1 protein-coding gene is annotated in these 577 nt (G+C 66.2%); it reads left to right on the top strand.

Going from position 1 to position 577, the window contains the following annotated elements:
• Positions 1-553: aminotransferase class III-fold pyridoxal phosphate-dependent enzyme (locus ENZ75_RS33705; RefSeq protein WP_128278694.1), on the top strand; the 553-nt coding region annotated here is incomplete at its 5' end.
• Positions 554-577: the final 24 nt, after the last annotated feature.

Here is a 577-nt window from a genome sequence, read left to right on the forward strand (position 1 = left end):
GATCCCGACCGGCCTTGGCAAGACCGGCATATTCTTCGCGCACGAGCATGATGATGTGACGCCTGACATCGTCGTCCTCGGCAAGTCGCTCGGCGGCGGCGTCCTGCCGATCGCCGCCATCATCGCGCGCCGCGATCTCGACGTCACCGGTGGCTTCGCGATCGGCCACTACACCCACGAGAAGAACCCGGTGACGACCCGCGCCGCATTGACGACGATCGACATCATCCTGGAGGAAGGGCTGGTCGAGCGCGCGGCCGAACTCGGTCGGCACATGCTAGGGCGCATGCAGCACCTGATGGCGCGCTCGCCCCATGTCGGCGACGTCAGGGGCAGGGGACTGATGGTCGGCGTCGAGCTCGTCGAGGATCGCGATACGCGCCAGCCGGCACGCGATCTCGCCGAGCGCGTCTTCTATGCTTGCCTTGAACAGGGGCTGAGCTTCAAGATCAGCCAAGGCAACGTGTTGACGCTGTCGCCGCCGCTGGTCATTTCGAAAACCGACCTCGACGGCGCGCTCGACATTGTCGAGCGCACGGTGCTGGCGGCCTGACCGTGAAGGCCGTGCGCACCGACC

This window comes from Mesorhizobium sp. M7A.F.Ca.CA.002.04.1.1, from assembly GCF_004022805.1.
GTDB classification, from domain to species: domain Bacteria; phylum Pseudomonadota; class Alphaproteobacteria; order Rhizobiales; family Rhizobiaceae; genus Mesorhizobium; species Mesorhizobium ciceri.